The organism is Phenylobacterium zucineum HLK1 (genome assembly GCF_000017265.1).
Lineage (GTDB): Bacteria > Pseudomonadota > Alphaproteobacteria > Caulobacterales > Caulobacteraceae > Phenylobacterium > Phenylobacterium zucineum.
The window spans coordinates 776,439-791,736 of the sequence record NC_011144.1; the positions used below are offsets into that span (position 1 = coordinate 776,439).

The following is a 15,298-nucleotide window of genomic DNA, read 5'->3' on the forward strand; positions in this document are numbered from 1 at the left end:
TCAGGCCCCTCGGTCAGGCCTGGGGCAGCGTGTCCGGGTCGGCCGCCAGGGTCGAGTAGAGCGTGCGCGCTTCGGCTGGCGGGCCCCGGCGCTCTCCCATGGCCTCCACCGTGACCGCGATCAGCCGCCCGCCCAGGGCGAACACCAGCTGGTCGCCCACCTTCACCGGGCGCGCGGGCTTGTCGAGCCGGGTCTCATGACCAAGACGGGTGAGGCGGACGCGACCCTCGTCCACGAACTTCGCCGCCAGCGAGCGGGTCTTGAAGAAGCGGGCGCGCCAGAGCCAGACGTCGGCGCGGCAGGCGGTCTCGTCGCTCATAGGGCCGCGGCCTTGGGCTTGCGGCGCCGCGACCGGCGGCTGCGGCGGGCCGGTGGCGGCTGGTCCTTCAACGCGGCCAGCGCCGCGAACGGCGAATGGACGGGCGCGGCCGCCGCCTTCTCGGCCTTGGCCGCGCTGCGGCGACGCCAGGCGGTGGGCTCGCCCGCCCTGGGCTTGCGCGCGGGGGCGAAGCCCAGGCCCCGCAGGATGGCGTCGGCCTCGGCCTTGCTCCAGCCGAGGGCCTCGCGGGCGGCCTCGGTCAGCACGGAGGCGCCGGCCGCCTGGCCCGCCTCGCGCATCAGCTCGTCCAGGCGCTCAAGCTGCGCGACGGGCACCGCCAGGCCGCGCACCGCCCTCAGCCCGTAGGCGGAGAGCGCGCGCGGAGAGACCTGGTCCTGCGGCAGCCGGCTGACGGCGTCGCTCGCCGGGGTCCAGCCGGGCGTCTCGCGCGAGGCGATCGCCTGGGCCAGCGCCCGGGCCTCGGGCTGCAGCAGGCCAGGCATGTAGAGGGAGAACGCCCCGATCCGCACGCCCAGGCCGCGCAGGACGCGCCGCTCCACCTGGGACAGGGCTCCCACGTCCTGGCGGACCTCGGCCCGGTCCAGGACGCCGCCGGCCTCGATCAGCCGGTAGGCGAGGCCGCGGGCCAGGCCCCGGATCTTCCCCTCGGCGACGGCGACCTCCAGCTTGCGCAGGGGCGAGAGCCGCCGGGCCGCCTCGGCCGCCACGAAGGCCTCCAGCCGCCGCTGGGCGCGCTGGCGGGCCGCGTCGTGGCCCAGCTCGCCCAGCAGGCGCACGCGCGGGCTGAAGGGCGCGCCGCCCGTGACGACGCCGGCGGCCTCGCCCTGCCACAGCACGGTCCCGTCGGGGGAGAGCCGGAACGCCTCGTCGGGCTCGCCGGCCAGCCGGCCGAGGCGCTTGGCGATCTCGGGCCCGACCGCGTGGTGGGCGGCGGCGCGCAGCGCCTTGGTTTCGAGCACGCTCTGGCCCTGCGCGGCCTCGAACTGCACGCCGGAGAGCCTGCCGACGAAATGGCCCTCGACCGTCACCGAGCCGTCGGCCGCCACGCCGGCCAGCATCTCCTCGCGCACCCGCAGGCCGCGCATCAGGGCGCTGGTCCGCCGGTCCACGAACCGGGCCATCAGCTTCTCGTGCAGGGTGTCGGACAGGCGGTCCTCGAGGGCGCGGGTCTTCGCCTGCCAGGCGCCGGCGTCGGCCAGCCAGTCCGGCCGGTTGGCCACGTAGGCCAGGGTGCGGACGCTCGCGAGACGGCTCGACAGCATGTCGATCTCGCCGTCCGTGCGGTCGAGGTGGGCGTACTGGCGCGCGATCCAGTCCTCTGAGAGCCGCCGCCGGCCGGCGGTGAGCTGGAAGAAGAAGTCCTTCACCAACCGCATGTGCTCCTCGGAGGCCACCTTGCGGAAGTCCGGCGTCTGGCAGACGTCCCACAGGCGCATGAGGTTGTGGCGGTCGCGGGCGCGGCGGGCGACGTCGGGGTCGTCGGCGAGCTGGCGCAGGGTGGTCTCGTCCAGCGCCTCCTTGGCGAGCTTCAGGCCCTCGCGCTCGGGCGTCTGGGCCAGCGAGCGCATCAGGGCGGGCAGGCTGGTGAAGTCGAGCTTCGAGTTGCGCCATTCCGCCCCGGCGACCGGTTCGAAGTGATGGTTCTCCACCGCCTCGATCAGGTCGGCGTCCATGTCCTCGGCCTCGCCGGTGACCCCGAACGTGCCGTTCTTCTGAAAGCGGCCGGCGCGGCCGGCGATCTGGCCGATCTCCTGGGGATGCAGGAGGCGCGCGCGCTGCCCGTCGAACTTGCGCAGGCCCGCGAAGGCCACGTGGTCGACGTCCATGTTCAGGCCCATGCCGATCGCGTCGGTGGCGACGAGGAAGTCCACCTCGCCGGACTGGTAGAGGGCGACCTGGGCGTTGCGGGTGCGCGGCGACAGCGATCCCATCACCACGGCCGCGCCGCCGCGCTGGCGGCGGATCAGCTCGGCGATGGCGTAGACCTGGTCGGCGCTGAAGGCCACCACGGCGCTGCGCCGTGGCAGGCGGGTCAGCTTCTTTGGCCCGGCGTAGGTCAGCGCGCTGAGCCGCTCGCGGGTCTGGATCTCGGCGTGCGGCAGCAGGCGGCGGACCAGCGGGGCCATCGTCCCGGCGCCCAGCAGCATGGTCTCGCGGGCGCCGCGCGCGTGCAGCAGGCGGTGGGTGAAGACGTGCCCGCGCTCGGGGTCGGCGCAGAGCTGGATCTCGTCCACCGCCAGGAACTCGACCTCGACGGACAGCGGCATCGCCTCGACGGTGCAGACGAAATACTGCGGCCGCGGCGGGACGATCTTCTCCTCGCCGGTGATCAGGGCGACGGCGCGGGCGCCCCTAAGCTTGACGATCCGGTCGTAGACCTCGCGGGCCAGCAGCCGCAGCGGCAGGCCGATCATGCCGGACTGGTGGCCGAGCATCCGCTCGACCGCCAGGTGGGTCTTGCCGGTGTTGGTGGGGCCGAGCACCGCGACCAGCCGCGGCGGCGCAACGCCCGACGGACGGTCGCTCATGGGCCTAAGGTGGGTTGTGGAGGGGAGTCGGGCAAGCATCGCCTTGCCCTGGTCTTGCGAGGTGCAGGCCTGCGCTCACGACCGGGCAACGCCTTGAACTCCTTACGCCAATACCTGCGTCACGATGGACGCGCGAGCGCGGCGAAGGTTGCGGCGTCCATCATTTGCGGGGCGCCAGGCGCTGTGACCCGGGTCACAGCCTGCCGGCCGCGCGCGGGCCTATGCCGGATACGTCGCGCCCTTGCGACGAGCCCCAGCATGGAGACGGAAGATGCCCCATCTGAAGACCACCGCCGCGGCCGCCCTCGCGATCCTCGCCCTGTCGGGCGCCGGCCCCGCCACGGCCGCAATCGCCTCGTCCGCCGCCGCCGCGCCGGACACCATGGTCGTGCGCCTGCACGGCCTGGACCTGCGGTCCGAGATCGGCGCGCAGATGGCCCTGAACCGCATCGTGCGCGCCTCGGACCGGTTCTGCGGCTGGTACGACGTCCGTGACGTGGCGCGCACCCGGGCGTACCGGGCCTGCGCCGCCGGGATGACCGAGGCGGCCGTCAAGACCCTGGACTCCCCGCGCGTCACCGCCCTGCACGGCGGCCGCTCGCAGATCCTGCTGGCCCGCCGCGGCCGCTGATCGCCACTCCGCCGGCTCCCGGGCCGTGCTATGATGGCCCGGGAGCTGGGGCCTTGCCGTTCGTGGAGGCGGGCATGGCCATTGGAGAGGGTGAGCCGCTGGAGCGGATCGCCGCGGCGCTGGCGCGCGGCGAGGTGTTGGGCCTGCTCCCGGAAGAGGCCCGGCGGCGGCTGGCCCGGACCGGCGCGCCCGTCGATCTCATCCCCGGCGAGTTGCTCTGCCAAGCCGGCGATCCCGGCGATGCGGTCTATGTGATCCTCGACGGCGAACTGGAGGTCCGGCGCCTTTCGGCCGCCGGCCGCGAGCTGCGGCTCGTGGCCCTTGGCCCCGGCGCGCTGGCGGGCGAGATGGCGGTGCTGGACGGGGGCGCGCGCTCGGCGGACATCGTCGCCAGCCGGCGCGCGCATCTGTGGCGCGTGCCCCGCCAGGCCCTGCTGGAGGCGCTGGAGGCCGAGCCCCGCGCGCTGCTCGCGCTGGTGGCCGAGCTCAGCCGCCGGCTCCGCGCCGTCAACGCCGCCCTCGAGGCGCGCAGCACCCTCGATCTCGGCGGCCGCCTGGCCGGACTCCTGATGGCCGAACAGACCGGCCGGGGCCTCGTGCCGCTCAGCCAGGGCGAGCTGGCGCGCCGCCTGGGCGCCTCGCGCGAGAAGGTGAACCGCAAGCTCAGGGAATGGAGCGCCTCCGGCTGGGTGGAGACGACGCCGGCCGGCCTGCGCATCCTGGGCGAGACGCGGCTGCGCGCGCTCTCGGCGGGTCCGTGGTCGGCCTGATCGCGTCCCGAGCACCCAATGTTAAGCGGGGTCGGCGGCAAGCGGCGCCATGATGGACCAGTGCATCCAGGAGCCCGCCCATGCCCATGTACGAGGCCTACTTCGCCGAGCTCAATCGCGAGTTCGCGCCCGACCGCATCAAGGACTTCGCCGCCCGGCGGCGCGACCACTTCGCCCCCGGCCGTCCCCTCGACCTCGGCTTCCTCAAGGAAGAGGGCTCGCCGCTGCAGCGCGCCTTCACCAGCCATCTGGACGAGGCGCCCGGCAGCCTGCGCGAGGCGCTGCGCGGGGTGATCCACCACGCCCTGTCGACCGACCCGCCGACGCCGGTGACCCTCGCCTGGGCGCCGGGCTACGACTACGAGATGACCGTCTGGCAGTCGGCCGACGGCGAGCTGACCCGCGGCGGCGTCACCGTCCTGCTCAGGAGCCGCTATCCGGTCGACCCGCGGCCGAAGCCCAACGAGCGGCGGCCCTAGCCGACGGCCGAGAGCACGTCCTCGCCGACCCCGGCCAGGCGTAGGGCCGAGACCAGGTCCTCCCGGTCGGCGGCGCGGGCGTAGGGCGCCAGGCGGCCCTTCCACCCCTGCTCGAAGGTCTGCAGCGCCGGAGGGAAGACCGCGCGCGCCTGGTCCAGCCAGCCCATCCTGACGAGGCTCGCCGCCTGGATCGCCCGGGCGCGGGGGGCGAGGCGCTCGGCGGCCTCCTCGGCGTGGCGGGCGGCCTCGGCGTAGGCGCCGGCGTGGAAGTGGGCGAGCGCCAGCACCGACAGCATCGATCCCAGCTGCGGATCGTACGGGCTGTGGCGCAGGCTGCGTTCCAGGGGGCCGATCGCCTCCTGCGGCCGACCGGCGTAGAGCAGCACCTGGCCGAGCCGGAAATGCCCGAGGGCGAAGTTGGGGTTGAGGGCGATGGTGGTCTTCGCCTCGTCCAGCGCCTCGCGGTGCCGGTGCAGGTAGAGCGCCGCGCCGGAGGCGGCGAAGTGGCCGTAGGCGTCCCGCGGGTCCAGCCGGATGGCCTCGGCCGCCGCCGCCCGGGCCGCCTGCAGCTCGGCCTTCGGATCCGGCGACCAGCCGTACACCGCCAGCCCGTAGCGCGCCCGCGCCAGGCCGACATGGCCCAGCGCCAGCTCGGGATCGCGGGCGACCGCCTGGCCGAACAGGTCTAGGGCCGTGCGGCAGCCCTCCTCGGTCACCTTGTTGAGGTGCCACATGCCGCGCTGGAAGCAGTCCAGGGCGTCGAAGTCGGCCAGGTCCTTGCGGCCGGCCCGCGCGCCCTCGGTGTGCAGCATGGCCGGCTCGAGGGCGCCCACCAGCTGTTCCGTCATCCGGTCCTGCAGGGCGAGGACATCGCTCACCTCGCCGTCGAAGCGCTCGGTCCAGAGGTTGGCGGCGGTGGCCGCGTCGACGAGTTCGGCGGTCAGCCGCAGCCGGTCGTTCAGGCGCCGGACCGCGCCCTGCAGGATGTAGCGGACCCCCAGATCGTGGCCGACCTGGGCCGCCTGCACCGTGCGGCCCTTGTAGGCGAAGCTCGTGTTGCGCCCGATCACGAAGAACCAGCGCCAGCGGGAGAGGGCGGTGATGATGTCCTCGGTGATGGCGTCGGCCAGGTATTCCTGCGCCGGGTCGCCGCCGCGGTTCTCGAACGGCAGCACGACGATCGACGGCTTGGAGGGCAACGGCAGGGACTGCGGCGGCTCGGCGCCCAGGCCCGGCCGCACGCGGTAGGCCCGCACCGGCCGGGGGATGTTCTTCAGCTTCTGGAGCCCGAGGTCGACGAAGTGGGCGGGCAGCCGGCCCTGGGCGTCCTCCTGCACCCGCGCCGAGGCGCAGATGCCGCCCGGCTCGGCCAGGGCCTCCAGGCGGGCGGCGACATTGACCCCGTCGCCGAACACATCCTCGCCGTCGATCACCACGTCGGCGGCGTGGAGGCCGATGCGGAAGGCCAGCGGCTCGGCCGCCCCCGCCTCGCCTTCGGCCAGGGCGCCCTGCAGTGCGAGCGCGCACTGCACGGCCGAGACGACGCTCGGGAAGACGCTGAGCAGCCCGTCGCCGGTGGTCTTGATGATCCGCCCGCCGTGGCTCTGGATCGTGGGCCGCATCACCCCTGCGAGGCGGTCGGCGAACCGCGCGAGCGTGCCTTCCTCGTCCAGGGACACGAGCCGGCTGTAGCCGACGGCGTCGGCCGCCAGGATGGCCATCAGCCGCCGCTCGACCTTCCGGCTCCTGGAGGCGTGACGCACGCTGGTGGCCTCCACGGCCCACGCTCCCATACCCGCGACTGGCCCATACTCACGACTGGCCCGTACCTGCGACCGGGTCTCCGGCCGGGCCGGAGCCGGCCTTCCGGAACGGCTATCGGGCCTGTGACCCGCGTCACAGACCGCCGCCCCGAGAAGGCGGACAACAGAACGGTCACGGGGCGGCCCGGGGCGCCACATCAAAGGAGAATCCCATGTCGTCGTTCACCAGCTTCGCCTTCATTTTCATGGCCGCGATCCCGATGGTGTCGGTGATCGCCGAGGTCCTGGCCCATGCGTCCACGACCGTCTGAGGCCCGGCCCCCGCGGCCGCCCCAGGCCGCCCCAGGTCGCCCCAGGCCGACCTGAGCCCCGGGCTCCCGCCGAGCCCGGGGCTTTGGTTTGCGCGGCGCGCCGCGCTCACGGCTCGTTGATCGGGCTGCGGTTGACCGACGCGGCGGCGTTCGCGACGCCTTGCCCGCAGGCGCCGCCCGGCGCCGGACGATGAAGGACCTTGCCGACATGCCCGAGCGGCTGCTGCTCGACGACGCCCAGTACGCCCTGCTGCGCAGCCTGGCCGATTGCGCCGGTCGCACGGGTCTCGTTCCGAAGCGGCGGCTGCTGAAGCACGCTGGGCAGGCCTATGGCCTCTCGGCCGAGCGGGCGATGCAGGCCCTGTCCGATCTCCACCGGGAAGAGCTGGTCCGGCTAGACGTGTCCCAGCGCATCTTCCTGGCCAGCGGCGTGACGCTGCGCGAGGCGGGCGATCCCGGGGCCGCCCAGTCGATGCGCGGCGACGACGGGACGGTTCACCTGGTGCTGCCCGCGCGCTCCCCCGCTCACCCGCCGCCGGACGGCGCTTCCGGCGCCTGACAGCCTTGGATTTCGCGTCGGCGTCCCCCCATGTATGGTCAAGGCGGAAGGCGAGCGAAGGAGGCGAGGTCCATGCTGCGGGTCGTGATCGGAGCCGACGGCGCCGAGGCGGAGCGGCTCGAGCGCCTGCTCGCCAACCAGCCCGGCGTCACGCACCGCCATGCGCCCGAACGCCAGGACATCCTGGAGGCGGTCGCCGCCTGGCGCCCGCACCTGCTGGTGCTGGACCCGGACCTGGACGACGGCGCGCTGGCGCCGGTCGTGGCGGACGCCGGCGCCCACGCCCTCGCCATCGCCTTCCTGCCGCCGCGCCGGCGCGAGCGGACGCCGGCGCTGCTGGTCCATGCGCCGATCGGCATCCTGCCGCCGGCCTTCGACCGGGGCGACGTGGCCTCGCTGCTCGCCGCCGCCCGCAGCGAAGCCGAGCTGCCGCCGCCGTCGCCGCCCTCGCGTTCGCGGCCGGCGGTCGAGATGCTCGCCCTCGGCAGCGTGGCCACGGCGGCGCTGATCGGCTTCAGCCTGCCCGGCGCGCCGGCCCTCCTGCAGGGTCACCACGAGGCGGGCTACTATCTGGCCGCGATCCTCAGCCTCGTGGCGCTGGTGGCGCTGCTCGGCGTGCGACGGCCGTGGGCTGCGGCGGCCCAGGTCGCCCTGGTGGGCCTCGTTACGCTCGCCCCGACCCAGGTCTAGCCGGGACGCCACGGCCAAGGCGTTGCGCCCGGCCGCGGACCGGTTAGGGTCGCCCCCAAACCGTCAGTCCCGGGGTTCCAGAATGCACGCCTCCCGTCGCCAACTGCTGCTGTCGGCGCTCGCCGCCGGCGTCTCCACCACCCTGCCGCTGCGGGCGCTCGCCGCGCCGGGCGCGGTCGCCGATCCGCGCCTCTCGGCCCTGCTCGACGCCTTCGTGGACGAGATCCTGCGGGCCAGCCCGCTGACCGCCACGAGCCTGGGTCTGGACAAGGGCGCGTACGCCGCCCTGAAGCGCCGGCTCGACGACCGCTCGGCCGAGGGGCGCCGCCGCGAGATCGCCGCCTACGCCGACCGCGCGAGGCGCCTGCGAGCCATCCCCCGCGGCGGGCTGAGCGGCCGCGACCTCACCGTCTACGACACCGTGCTCTACGCCATGGACGTGGGCGCCGAGGGCGGTCGGTTCGCCTACGGCCAGGACTACGCCAACCCCTATGTCGTCAGCCAGCAGGACGGCACGGTCGCCATCACGCCTGAGTTCCTGAACTCGCAGCACCTGATCGAGACGCGCGAGGACGCCGAGGCCTATCTGGCGCGCCTGGAGCAGATGGGCGCCGCCATCGACGCCGAGACCGCGCGCATGGCCGATGCGGCGGGGCAGGGCGTGATCCCGCCAGCGTTCATCCTGGCCACCACGCTGAAGCAGCTCACCGACGCACGCGCGCCCGAGCCGGGCTCCGCGCGGATGGTCACTTCCCTGGCCGAGCGAGCCAAGGCGAAGGGCCTGGAAGGCGACTGGCGCGGCCGCGCCACGGCCATCGTCGCCCAGAAGGTCTATCCGGCTATCGACCGCCAGATCGCCGGCGTGAAGGCCCTGCAGCCGCGGGCGACGAACGACGCCGGGGTGTGGAAGTTCAAGGACGGCGCCGACTACTACCGCTGGGCGCTGAAGTACAACACGACCACCGATCTCACCCCCGCCGAGATCCACGAGATCGGCCTGCGCCAGGGCCGCGAAATCGACGCCCTGATGGACGGCATCCTGAAGTCGCAGGGGCTGAGCCAGGGCACGGTCGGGGAGCGGATGAGCGCCCTGACTAAGGACCCGCGGTTCCTCTACCCCAATACCGAGGCGGGCAAGCGGGAGGTGGTGGAATACATCCAGGCCAAGGTGGACGAGATCCGGCCGTTCATCCCGCAGTTCTCGAAGCTGGGCCTGAAGGCGCCCGTCGAGGTGCGGCCGGTGCCGAAGGAGATCGAGGCCGGCGCGGCCCTGGGCTACATGAACTTCGCCGCCCTCGATGGCTCCCGGCCGGCGATCTACTACGTGAACCTGTCGGACACCTCGAACTGGCCGCGCTACACTCTGGCCAGCCTGACCATGCACGAGGCGCTACCCGGCCACGCCTGGCAGGGCGCCTACCTCGCCGAGCGCAACAGCGAGATCCACACGATCGCCTCGCTGACCGGCTTCGGGGCGTTCACCGAGGGCTGGGCGCTCTACGCCGAACAACTCGCCGACGAGGTGGGGCTCTACAAGGACGACCCGTTCGGCCGTCTGGGCTACCTGCAGGCGATCCGCTTCCGCTGCGCGCGGCTCGTCGTCGACACCGGCCTGCACGACAAGCGCTGGACCCGCGAGCAGGCGATCCAGGAACTCGCCGGCGCCACCGGCCGCTCGGTCGGGGCGGCCACCAGCGAGGTGGACCGCTATTGCGCCAGCCCGGGCCAGGCCTGCGCCTACAAGGTCGGCCACAACGAGATCGTCCGCCTGCGCGAGAAGGCCAAGGCCGCGCTCGGCCCGAAGTTCGACCTGCGCGATTTCAACGACGCGGTGGTGTCGACGGGCGGCACGCCGCTCGCCGTTCTGGAGACGGTGGTCGACCGCTACGTGGCCGAGGCGAAGGCCTGATCCGCAGGGGCGAGGGCGGCGGCTACAGCATCTCCAGCAGGGTCCGGACGCAGGCGGCGGAGTTCTCCGCCGCCATCGCCTCCATCTCGGTGAAGGTGACGTGGCTCTCCTCGCCGGCCAGGTCCGAGAGCGTGCGGATCACGTAGAGCGGCGCGCCCCAGGCCTCGGCCACCTGGGCGACCGCGCCGGACTCCATGTCGATGGCGTCGGCGCCCAGCCGCGCGCGCAGCTCGTCGCGCGTGGCGCCGCAGTTCAGGAAGTAGTCGGCGGTGGTGATCCCGCCCAGCCGGACCGGGTGGGCGAGGCGCGGGGCGACTTCCGCCCGCAGGCGCTCGAAGGTGTCGCGCACCGCTGCGGGCACCGGCTCCAGGTCCGCCAGCTCGGGCGCGCCGAAGGGGATGACGCCCGAGCGCGTGGCCGTGAAGCGTCCGGCGGTGACGATGCCGTAGTCGTGGATGGCCAGCCGCTCGGCCAGCAGGACCGAGCCCACCGGCAGCTCCGGATGCAGCCCGCCCGCGACCCCCGAGAAGACCAGCGTCCGGGCGCCGAACCGGTCCAGCAGCAGGGTCGCGGCCGAGGCGGCGTTGACCTTGCCGAGCCCGCTGCGGGCGAGCGCCAGGCCGTGGCCGGCCCAGACCTGGAAGGCGCCGTGCGCCTCCGGTTCGACCTCGAGGTCGAGGACGGCGCGCAAGGCGGCGAGTTCTTCGGGCGTGGCGCAGAGGATGCCGATCATCTGCGCTCTATAGGCCTAGTCGAGCGTGCGGCGGTAGCGGGCGACGGCCAGGGCCGTGACCACCAGCACGAACGCCAGGAGCGCGGCGAGCTCGCGCCACTGGTCCTCCAGCCCTTGGCCCTTCAGCAGCGAGCCGCGCACCACCCGCAGGAAATGGGTCACCGGGATGACCTCGCCGATCGCCTGCGCCCAGCCGGGCATGCCGCGGAAGGGGAACATGAAGCCGGACAGCAGGATCGAGGGCAGGATGTAGAAGAAGCTCATCTGCATCGCCTGCAGCTGCGAGCGCGCCACGGTGGAGATCAGGAAGCCCAGCGCCAGCGAGCCGACGATGAACAGGGTGACGCCCAGCACGAGGCCGGGCCAGCCGCCGGCCATCGGCACCTGGAACAGCACCTTCGACAGGATGAGGATCAGCACCGTCTGGATCAGCCCCACCAGCACGTAGGGGGCGAGCTTGCCGATCATCACCTCCAGCGGCTCGAGCGGGGTCGCGAGCAGGGTCTCCATGGTGCCGCGCTCGGTCTCACGGGTGACCGACAGCGCGGTCATCATCACCAGGGTCAGCGACAGGATCACACCGAGCAGCCCCGGCACGATGTTGTACGAGGTGACGGCCTCGGGATTGTACCGGCGGTGCACGACCACCTCGAAGGGGGGCAGGTCCTGGCCGCGGGCGGCGAGCGCCCCCTTCAGGTCCTGCGCCAGCACCCCGTCGGGCAGGGCGGCCAGGGCGGCGACCGCCCCGCCGGTGGCCGACGGGTCGGTGGCGTCGGCCTCCACCAGGATCTGGGCCGCATCGCCGCGCGCCACGCGGCGGCTGAAGTCGCCGGGGATGGTCACCGCGAACTGCACGTCGCCGCGGCGGATCATGGCGTCCAGCTCGGCCGGGCTGCGCGCCTGGGCGACGAAGTCGAAGTAGAGCGAGTTCTTCAGCCCGGCCACGATCGAGCGGGCGTAGCGGCTGTCCTCCAGCGCCAGCACCGCCGTCGGCAGGTGGCGCGGCTCGGTGTTGATGGCGTAGCCGAACAGCGCCAGCTGGATCACCGGGATCAGCAGCATCATGGCGTAGGTGATCCGGTCGCGGGTGAGCTGCTTGAACTCCTTGACCATCACCGCGATCACGCGGGTCCAGGACAGGCCGGTCATCGGAAGTTGTCCTCGGAGCGGCCCATCAGCTGGATGAAGACGTCCTCGAGCGTCGGCGGGACCTCGGTCCAACGCCAGGGCTCGCGGCGCATCGGCGCGATGGCGGCCTCCAGGGCGGCGCGGTCCGAGCCGCTGACGTGCAGGGCCGCGCCGAACGGCGCCGCCGTCTCGACGCCGGGGCTCGCCGCCACCTCGGCCGCCATCCGGTCGATCCCCGGGCCCTCGCCGCGGAAGGTCGTGAGCCCAGAGCCGGCCACCACCTCCTCGGCCGTGCCGCGGGCGATCAGCCGCCCGTAGCTGATGTAGGCGATCTCGTGGCAGCGCTCGGCCTCGTCCATGTAGTGGGTGGAAACCAGCACCGTCAGACCCTCGCCGGCGAGGGCGTGGATCTCGTCCCAGAAGGTGCGCCGGGCCTTGGGATCGACGCCCGCCGTGGGCTCGTCCAGCAGCAGCAGGCGCGGCTCGTGCAGGGTGGCCGCCGCCAGGGCCAGGCGCTGCTTCCAGCCGCCCGACAGCGTTCCGGCGAGCTGTCCCCGGCGCGCCGAGAGGCCGAGCCGCTCCAGGGCCGCGTCCACCCGCGCAGGCCGCCGGTCGAGGCCGTAGACGCGGGCGGTGAACTCCAGGTTCTCGGCGATGGTCAGGTCCTCGTAGAGCGAGAACCGCTGGGTCATGTAGCCGGTGCGCCGCTTCACCTTGTCGGCCTCGGCGATGATGTCGAAGCCCAGCGCCGTGCCCGCGCCGCTGTCAGGCGTCAGCAGGCCGCAGAGCATCCGCAGCGTGGTGGTCTTGCCCGAGCCGTTCGGCCCCAGGAAGCCGCAGATCCGGCCCTCCGCGACCTGGATCGTGACGTCCTGGACGACGTGCTTGTCGCCGAAGCTCTTGTTCAGCCCGTGGACGTCGATCGCCAGGGTCACTTGAGCGGCTCCACGTCGACCGGCTGGCCGGGGTTGAGCCGCGCGGCCGGCCGCGCCTCCACCATGTAGACCAGCCGGTCGCGGGCCTCGCGGCTGTAGATCACCGGCGGGGTGAACTCGGGCCGGGGGCTCACGTACTCGATCCGCGCCGTCAGTCCCTTGGCGCAGCCGTCGCACGAGAACCGCACCGTGCGGCCGACGCGGTATGCGGCGAGCTCGCGCTCGGGCACGAAGAACCGCACCTTGATCCGCGCGTCGGGCAGCAGGGACAGGATCGGCTGGCCCGCCGGCGCCCATTCGCCGGCGTGGAAGAAGACGTCCTCCACCCGCGCGTCGGCAGGGGCCTTGGGCGCCACGTCGGCCAGGCGGGCCTCGGCGCCCTCCACGGCGGCCGCCGCCTGGCTGACTCGGGCGTCGGCGGCGCGGATCTGGTCCTCGCGGGCGCCGAGGGCGGCGGCGTCGCGCTGGCGCCGCGCGGCGCGGACCTGGGCGTCGGCGGCCTGGGCGGCGGCGCGGGCGTCGTCCAGCCGCGCCGGCGCGTACCAGCCCTGGCGGACCAGGGGCTCGATCCGGCGCAGGGTCGCGTGGGCTTCGCGCGCCTGCGCCTCGGCGGCGGCGATGTTGGCCTCGAACACCGCCAGTTCGACGGGTCTCTGGCCCTTGCGGGCGTCCTGCGCCTGGGCCCGGGCGGCGGCCTGCTCGGCGCTGGCCTGGTCGTACTGGCTGCGCACCTGGGCGGGGTCGACGACGAAGAGCGGCTGGCCCGCCCTGACCTCCTGGCCCCGGGCGACGTGCAACGTCCGCACCGTCCCGGCCACCGGAGCGGCGAGATAGAGCGGCTCGCCCTCGATGTAGCCCGAGAGCGTCGGCGCCGGCCGGAAGCGGGGCGCGAGCACGAGGAGGGCGACGATCAGGGCCGCGGCCGCCAGGAGGGCGAGGGGCAGGATGCGCCGGCGGTTCATGGGCGTGGCTCCTCGGCCAGCATGCCGCGCAGCATGGTCTCCACGTGCTGGCGCATGATCGCGGCGATATCGAAGGCGGGCGCCCCCACGGGCACGAAGGTCTCGCGCCACAGGACGCCGACCAGCAGGGGCGCGATCAGTTGGACGGCGTAGACGCGGGGGTCGCCCGGCCGCACCTCGCCGCGGTCCTGGGCGGCGGCGATGGCGCCGGCCACCGTCGCCAGGGCCTCGCCCGCCAGTTCGTCGTGCCAGACCCGCGCCAGCTCGGGGAAGTTGCGCGCCTCGCCGATGACCATCTTGGCCACGCCGCCGACCTCGGTCTCCTGGACGATTTGCGCGATCCGCCCGGCGAGGGCGCGGACCAGGTCGGGGAAGGGACCCGGGTGGGCGGCGGCGAGCGCCTTCGCCGGGGCGAGGTTCGGGGCCACGCCCTGCGTGACCACCGCCCGGAACAGGTCTTCCTTGGTCTCGAAGTACAGATAGAGCGCGCCCTTCGAGACCCCGGCCCGCGCCGCGATCTCGTCCAGCTTGGCGGCGGCGAAGCCCTTCTCGGCGAAAACGGCCAGGGCGGCCTGCACGATCTCGGCCGGCCGGTCCGCCTTGCGGCGACGGAATTTCGGCTCGCCTGGCTGCAGCATCGCGCCCTCACATAACTGACCGGTCAGTTAGTAACAGGCGGAGATGGCGTTGGCAATCGGCGTTCGCGGAACGGGGGCGGCGAGGCGTCGCATGGCGTTTGATTGGATCGCGCCCATTTTCCGCCTTCGTCCAAGGGCTTAAAACAGGCCCTCGAAAGTCAGGCCGGCGCCAGACCGGCGACGCTCATCGGTGCAAGAACAAGGGGTTACGAGTGACGCAGGGCTTCCGCGCGCGCCTTTCCGAACGCTTTTCCGAACTGGCCAAGGACCGGCCGCTGCAGGCCGTCACCCTTGTTGCGGCGGTCGTCGCCACCGCCGCAGCGGCCGCGCCGGTGAAGCCTTCGGCGCACCACGCCCTGTTCACCAGCATCGAACGCGCCGTCGCCGAAACCGCTCCACCCCAGCCGATCGAAATGCGCCTCGTGTGGGAAGGCGCCGACGTGGACGGCGACGGCAAGGCCGACTTCGCCAACCCCACGGGCCAGGAGCCGCGCACCCACGACGCCTACGGCTCGGGCGCGTTCGGCGCCCGCCGCGACGGCGGCTCGCGCCGGCACGAGGGCGTCGACTTCATCGCCGAGGCGGGCCAGCGCGTGCTCGCCCCCATCTCGGGCTACGTCACCAAGATCGGCTACGCCTATTCGGGCGACGCCAACCTCCGCTTCGTCGAGATCAGCAATCCCGCGCTGAAGCTGGAGGCGCGGGCCTTCTACGTCGATCCGGACGTGGACGTGGGCGACACCGTCTATGTCGGCCAGCCGATCGGCGAGGTCCGCTCGCTGCAGCGGAAGTACCCCGGCGGCATGACCGACCACGTGCACCTGGAGCTGATCGACCGCCGCGGCCGGCGGATCGACGCCACCAACGTGATCACCGCCGAGTACGTGCAGACCTTCGCGGCCGACTAAGGCCCGCCTGGACA

General features: G+C 73.4%; 15 protein-coding genes. 7 read left to right on the top strand and 8 right to left on the bottom strand.

Annotated elements, in window-relative coordinates:
• Positions 1–13 precede the first annotated feature (13 nt).
• Both PHZ_RS03850 and PHZ_RS03855 read right to left on the bottom strand, forming a co-directional pair.
• On the bottom strand, positions 14–319 hold the full coding sequence (locus PHZ_RS03850; RefSeq protein ID WP_012521271.1) for an RNA-binding S4 domain-containing protein: 306 nt from the start codon (positions 317–319) through the stop codon (positions 14–16).
• A complete protein-coding gene (locus PHZ_RS03855) occupies positions 316–2,868 on the bottom strand; it encodes a helicase-related protein (RefSeq protein WP_012521272.1) in 2,553 nt (850 codons plus the stop codon). The genes PHZ_RS03850 and PHZ_RS03855 overlap by 4 nt, the downstream gene beginning before the upstream one ends.
• A gap of 271 nt (positions 2,869–3,139) precedes the next feature.
• Here PHZ_RS03855 and PHZ_RS03860 point away from each other — a divergent pair, with 271 nt between their 5' ends.
• The 3 genes from PHZ_RS03860 to PHZ_RS22985 all read left to right on the top strand — a co-directional run bounded on the left by PHZ_RS03860 (position 3,140) and on the right by PHZ_RS22985 (position 4,748).
• Entirely contained in the window at positions 3,140–3,499 is a 360-nt protein-coding gene (locus PHZ_RS03860; protein WP_041373114.1) for a UrcA family protein, read from the top strand.
• 74 nt (positions 3,500–3,573) lie between these two features.
• Complete coding sequence (locus PHZ_RS03865; protein WP_012521273.1) at positions 3,574–4,269, top strand: Crp/Fnr family transcriptional regulator; 696 nt, start codon at positions 3,574–3,576, stop codon at positions 4,267–4,269.
• Between the two features lie 80 nt (positions 4,270–4,349).
• Positions 4,350–4,748, top strand: coding sequence for a hypothetical protein (locus tag PHZ_RS22985; protein ID WP_041373117.1), 399 nt, complete (start codon positions 4,350–4,352; stop codon positions 4,746–4,748).
• Here PHZ_RS22985 and PHZ_RS03875 read toward each other — a convergent pair.
• Complete coding sequence (locus PHZ_RS03875; RefSeq protein ID WP_049758131.1) at positions 4,745–6,526, bottom strand: adenylate/guanylate cyclase domain-containing protein; 1,782 nt, start codon at positions 6,524–6,526, stop codon at positions 4,745–4,747. The genes PHZ_RS22985 and PHZ_RS03875 overlap by 4 nt on opposite strands.
• A 486-nt stretch (positions 6,527–7,012) precedes the next feature.
• Here PHZ_RS03875 and PHZ_RS03880 point away from each other — a divergent pair, with 486 nt between their 5' ends.
• From PHZ_RS03880 to PHZ_RS03890, 3 genes are all read left to right on the top strand, one after another.
• Positions 7,013–7,381 (top strand): hypothetical protein, encoded by a 369-nt coding sequence (locus PHZ_RS03880; RefSeq protein ID WP_041373119.1) that lies wholly within the window; start codon positions 7,013–7,015, stop codon positions 7,379–7,381.
• A 72-nt stretch (positions 7,382–7,453) separates the two neighbouring features.
• A complete protein-coding gene (locus PHZ_RS03885) occupies positions 7,454–8,071 on the top strand; it encodes a hypothetical protein (RefSeq protein ID WP_041373120.1) in 618 nt (205 codons plus the stop codon).
• A gap of 82 nt (positions 8,072–8,153) precedes the next feature.
• Entirely contained in the window at positions 8,154–9,980 is a 1,827-nt protein-coding gene (locus tag PHZ_RS03890) for a DUF885 domain-containing protein (RefSeq protein WP_012521275.1), read from the top strand.
• A gap of 22 nt (positions 9,981–10,002) precedes the next feature.
• On the opposite strand, the gene mtnN is transcribed toward PHZ_RS03890, so the two are convergent.
• From mtnN to PHZ_RS03915, 5 genes are read right to left on the bottom strand one after another with little or no spacing between them, the layout of a single operon-like run.
• Positions 10,003–10,713, bottom strand: coding sequence for a 5'-methylthioadenosine/S-adenosylhomocysteine nucleosidase (gene mtnN / locus PHZ_RS03895; RefSeq protein ID WP_012521276.1), 711 nt, complete (start codon positions 10,711–10,713; stop codon positions 10,003–10,005).
• Positions 10,714–10,728: 15 nt separating this feature from the next.
• Positions 10,729–11,862 carry an ABC transporter permease gene (locus tag PHZ_RS03900; protein ID WP_012521277.1) on the bottom strand — a complete coding sequence of 378 codons (1,134 nt, stop codon included), beginning with the start codon at positions 11,860–11,862 and terminating at the stop codon, positions 10,729–10,731.
• Positions 11,859–12,776 carry an ABC transporter ATP-binding protein gene (locus PHZ_RS03905; protein WP_012521278.1) on the bottom strand — a complete coding sequence of 306 codons (918 nt, stop codon included), beginning with the start codon at positions 12,774–12,776 and terminating at the stop codon, positions 11,859–11,861. The genes PHZ_RS03900 and PHZ_RS03905 overlap by 4 nt, the downstream gene beginning before the upstream one ends.
• Positions 12,773–13,738 (bottom strand): HlyD family secretion protein, encoded by a 966-nt coding sequence (locus PHZ_RS23355; RefSeq protein WP_012521279.1) that lies wholly within the window; start codon positions 13,736–13,738, stop codon positions 12,773–12,775. The genes PHZ_RS03905 and PHZ_RS23355 overlap by 4 nt, the downstream gene beginning before the upstream one ends.
• Entirely contained in the window at positions 13,735–14,376 is a 642-nt protein-coding gene (locus tag PHZ_RS03915) for a TetR/AcrR family transcriptional regulator (RefSeq protein WP_012521280.1), read from the bottom strand. The genes PHZ_RS23355 and PHZ_RS03915 overlap by 4 nt, the downstream gene beginning before the upstream one ends.
• A 212-nt stretch (positions 14,377–14,588) precedes the next feature.
• On the opposite strand from PHZ_RS03915, the gene PHZ_RS22555 reads away from it, so the two are divergent.
• On the top strand, positions 14,589–15,284 hold the full coding sequence (locus PHZ_RS22555; RefSeq protein ID WP_236611866.1) for a M23 family metallopeptidase: 696 nt from the start codon (positions 14,589–14,591) through the stop codon (positions 15,282–15,284).
• Positions 15,285–15,298: the final 14 nt, after the last annotated feature.

Excerpts from the sequence above, each read along its gene's own strand:
- PHZ_RS03890 (WP_012521275.1), top strand. The coding sequence starts at position 8,154 with ATGCACGCCTCCCGTCGCCAACTGCTGCTGTCGGCGCTCGCCGCCGGC.
- PHZ_RS03855 (WP_012521272.1), bottom strand. The coding sequence starts at position 2,868 with ATGAGCGACCGTCCGTCGGGCGTTGCGCCGCCGCGGCTGGTCGCGGTG.
- PHZ_RS03885 (WP_041373120.1), top strand. The coding sequence starts at position 7,454 with ATGCTGCGGGTCGTGATCGGAGCCGACGGCGCCGAGGCGGAGCGGCTC.
- mtnN (WP_012521276.1), bottom strand. The coding sequence starts at position 10,713 with ATGATCGGCATCCTCTGCGCCACGCCCGAAGAACTCGCCGCCTTGCGC.
- PHZ_RS03865 (WP_012521273.1), top strand. The coding sequence starts at position 3,574 with ATGGCCATTGGAGAGGGTGAGCCGCTGGAGCGGATCGCCGCGGCGCTG.
- PHZ_RS03880 (WP_041373119.1), top strand. The coding sequence starts at position 7,013 with ATGAAGGACCTTGCCGACATGCCCGAGCGGCTGCTGCTCGACGACGCC.
- PHZ_RS03850 (WP_012521271.1), bottom strand. The coding sequence starts at position 319 with ATGAGCGACGAGACCGCCTGCCGCGCCGACGTCTGGCTCTGGCGCGCC.
- PHZ_RS23355 (WP_012521279.1), bottom strand. The coding sequence starts at position 13,738 with ATGAACCGCCGGCGCATCCTGCCCCTCGCCCTCCTGGCGGCCGCGGCC.
- PHZ_RS03900 (WP_012521277.1), bottom strand. The coding sequence starts at position 11,862 with ATGACCGGCCTGTCCTGGACCCGCGTGATCGCGGTGATGGTCAAGGAG.
- PHZ_RS03915 (WP_012521280.1), bottom strand. The coding sequence starts at position 14,376 with ATGCTGCAGCCAGGCGAGCCGAAATTCCGTCGCCGCAAGGCGGACCGG.
- PHZ_RS03860 (WP_041373114.1), top strand. The coding sequence starts at position 3,140 with ATGCCCCATCTGAAGACCACCGCCGCGGCCGCCCTCGCGATCCTCGCC.
- PHZ_RS22985 (WP_041373117.1), top strand. The coding sequence starts at position 4,350 with ATGCCCATGTACGAGGCCTACTTCGCCGAGCTCAATCGCGAGTTCGCG.